The organism is Bradyrhizobium sp. Ses1, assembly GCF_059512365.1.
In genome coordinates this window covers 1-3,197 of the sequence record NZ_JCAMOQ010000137.1, presented here as the reverse complement: position 1 = coordinate 3,197, position 3,197 = coordinate 1, and the positions used below count along the sequence as shown (strand labels likewise).

Here is a 3,197-nt window from a genome sequence, read left to right as displayed (position 1 = left end):
TCATCATGCGCTCCGTCTATCAAACGGAGCAGCCCCTTCCAACTAAGCACGTGGTCCCACAATCGGGGTCCATTTCAAGTCCATGATCGTTTCCTGCAAAGACAACGGATGCGGGTTGGGAGACGATCCGCTTAAGGCTTTTCTGACCAAGGATGCATATTTCACTGATGGTGAGCAGCGATTTCGCGCGATCATGAGCGCCGAATTCAGACGATCGTGAGCAGCCCGCTCCGGCCGAGGCGGTGATAGAGTCAGCGTTCTGGCTGCTCGTCAAGGGTGATGGTTTTGGCGTTGCGTTTTCGCATGCTTTCGCCGGCCAGCTGGAGGCGGTGAGCGTTATGGACGAGGCGATCGAGGACGGCGTCGGCGTAGGTTGGGTCTCCGATAACTTCGTGCCATGTGTCCACAGGGAGTTGGCTGGTTACGATGGTGGAGGCGCGGCCATGGCGGTCCTCGAGGACTTCGAGTAGATCGCGCCGCTCGGCAGCGGTGAGCACCGACAATCCCCAATCGTCCAAAATCAGAAGCTGGGCGCGGCCAAGGGTTTTGAGCAAGCGGGCATAACGTCCATCGCCCCGCGCGAGCGCCAACGCCTCGAACAATCTTGGGACGCGATGATAGAGAACCGAGCGATTGTCGCGGCAGGCCTTGTGGCCGAGGGCACAGGCTAACCAACTTTTGCCCAATCCGGTCGCCCCGGTTAGAAGCAAATTCTCGTGGCGATCGATCCAGTCGCCGCTGACGAGCTTGGCGAAGACGGCCCGGTCGATCCCCCGCGGCGTGCGCAAATCGACGTCCTCCACGCAGGCATTCTGGCGGAGCGCGGCCAGCTTGAGGCGCGTGGTGAGCCGCCTGGTGTCGCGTTCCGCGGCTTCCCGGTCGACCAGCAGGCCGATGCGATCTTCGAACGGCAAGGCTTCGAGATCAGGTGATCGGCGCTGCTCCTCGAAGGCCTTGGCCATGCCGCTCAAGCCGAGCTCGATCAGGCGTTCGTGGGTGGGATGGTTGAGCATACAGGTCTCCTTGGCTTCAGTGGAAATAATCCCGGCCGCGGATGTTGCCGTGGCGCAGGGGTTGGGGTTCGGAGGGCTCGTCGAGAAAGGTGCGATCCAGGCCGTTCTGGAGGATGGAGCGGATCGAGGCGACGGATCGCGCCTTGATCAGAATGCCGCGCCGGCAGGCCGCGTCGACGCGCTCGGCGCTGTAGCTTTTGGCCAGCGACAGAATGCCGAGGCAGGTGCGAAAGCCTTGCTCGGGATGCGGCCGGGCCGCGATCACGGCCTGGAAGAAGGCGGCGGTCGACGGACCGATCCGCTCACCGGCGGCGATCACTCTGGCGGGCGTCCATTGGCCGTAGCGCCGATGGGCGCTGGGCATGTGGTCGGCGATGGTGGTGTGGCCCCGCCGGTTGGGCGCGCGAGCGTGGCTGGCAATCCTGCGGCCGTTGTGGAAGATCTCGACCGTCCTGTCGTCAATGCGCGCATCGACGAGCTCACGGATGAGCCGATACGGCGTGGAATACCAGTGTCCGTCGATCTCGATATGATAGTCGGGGCCGACCCGACAGCGCTTCCAGTGCGCGAAAGCGTAAGCCTGGTCCGGCAGCTTTGTGAGCTTGGGCTTGTCGAGTTCGGCGAACAGTTCGGCGCGGCTGGCGCCAAAGTCGCGGATCTGTCGGGCATTGAGTTCGACGACGAGTATTTTGATGGCTGCGTTCAGCTCCGCCAACGAAAAGAAGCGTTGGTTGCGCAGCCGCGCCAGAATCCATCGCTGGGCGACTTGCACCGCAACTTCGACCTTTGCCTTATCTTTTGGGCGCCGCGGCCGGGCTGCGAGAATGGCCGTGTCGTAATGGCTCGCCATCTCGGCATAGGTTCGGTTGAGGCCAGGATCGTGGCGGTCGGGATTGGTGACGGCGGCCTTGAGATTGTCGCAGACCACGAATGTCGGCGCGCCGCCGAGGAAGGCGAAAAGGTTGACGTGGAGCCGGATCCAGTCGGCGAGCCCCTCGCTTGGGCAGGCCTCGGCGTACGTATAATTGGACGCGCCCATCGCCGCGACGAACAGCTTCATCGACTGCACTTCCCCACTTGAGGGGTCGATGACGTCGATGGTGTCGCCGGCGAAATCCACGAAGACCTTCTCGCCGCCCAGATGGGTCTGCCGCATCGAAGGCCGGGCCCGCCCCTTCCAGGCCTCGTAGGTCGTGCAGAACCATGTGTAGCCGAAGCCATCGGGATGGCTGGCGCGATACTCGTCCCACAGCAGCCGGCGGGTCACGTTGCGCCGGCGCAGCTCCTTGTCGACATAGCCCCAGTCGGGAATGGGCCGCTGGGGGCTCTGCGACGCAGGCTTCGGCGCAGGGAAAAGCAGCAGCTCCAGGTCTTCGTCGGTCATTCCGGCCGGCAACGGCCAGTTCAGCCCGGCAGCCCCGGCTCGGCGCAGATAGCTGTGCACGGCACCGTTGCTGATGCCCAGGGTGCGCGCGATGGCTCGCTCCGGCAAGCCTTGAACATGTTTTAAGCGGACAACCTCTTTGATCCGGCGCATCGACAATCTCTGGGTGGGCATCGGCCTTCCTCGTTCACTGACGAGGCAGTTCCTAAGCCGGTTGAGTTGTCGGCCGAAGCGGGCTGAGCTGCTGAAAACTTGCTCACGATCCCGCGAAATCCGTGCTCACGATCGTCTGAAATCTCTGCTCACGATCCCCTGAAATCCGTGCTCACGATCCCGCGAAACATGCACCAAGGACACTTCCTAGAAGGACGAGCTTCCGATCTTCGGGATTGGTCAGTGCAAGGGCGCGGGACGAATCCAGTTTTCCATCATTTCTCGGCTCTCGCGATCGACAGTACCTATCGCGGCGGACACGATATCCTCAGGCGCCAATTGCACTATTGATCGTCCGCCGCGCTGCAATCGTACAGATTCTCGATCTTGCGTGCCGTAAGCAGCTCGTGGGACGGGCTGTCGCGGAGGGTGGTCGCCGAAAGGACGAGAAGATCACCCACAGCATCTGCTTCCCGATGCGAAAAGACAGCACTGAGGTCGCCTACCCGTGACATTTGGCTTCTACGTGAGGAATACCATTACTACGATTACGTTGCCTCAGACGTTCCGCTAGCATTACAGTTGTAATTTTTTCTTGAGATGGGCTTTGCGCGCAGTTGCCTGATGAGCCCTGCGCCAGAACGACC

The 3,197-nt window shown here is 61.9% G+C and carries 2 protein-coding genes; both read right to left on the bottom strand.

What is annotated here, in order from left to right; genetic code table 11:
* Positions 1-251 precede the first annotated feature (251 nt).
* The gene (istB, locus tag AC5ZG5_RS45820; RefSeq protein ID WP_456647202.1) at positions 252-1,013 is read right to left on the bottom strand and encodes an IS21-like element ISFK1 family helper ATPase IstB; all 762 of its coding nucleotides are present in this window, start codon (positions 1,011-1,013) and stop codon (positions 252-254) included.
* A 16-nt stretch (positions 1,014-1,029) separates the two neighbouring features.
* Positions 1,030-2,571 (bottom strand): IS21 family transposase, encoded by a 1,542-nt coding sequence (gene istA / locus AC5ZG5_RS45815; protein ID WP_456647201.1) that lies wholly within the window; start codon positions 2,569-2,571, stop codon positions 1,030-1,032.
* Between the last annotated feature and the right edge of the window lie 626 nt (positions 2,572-3,197).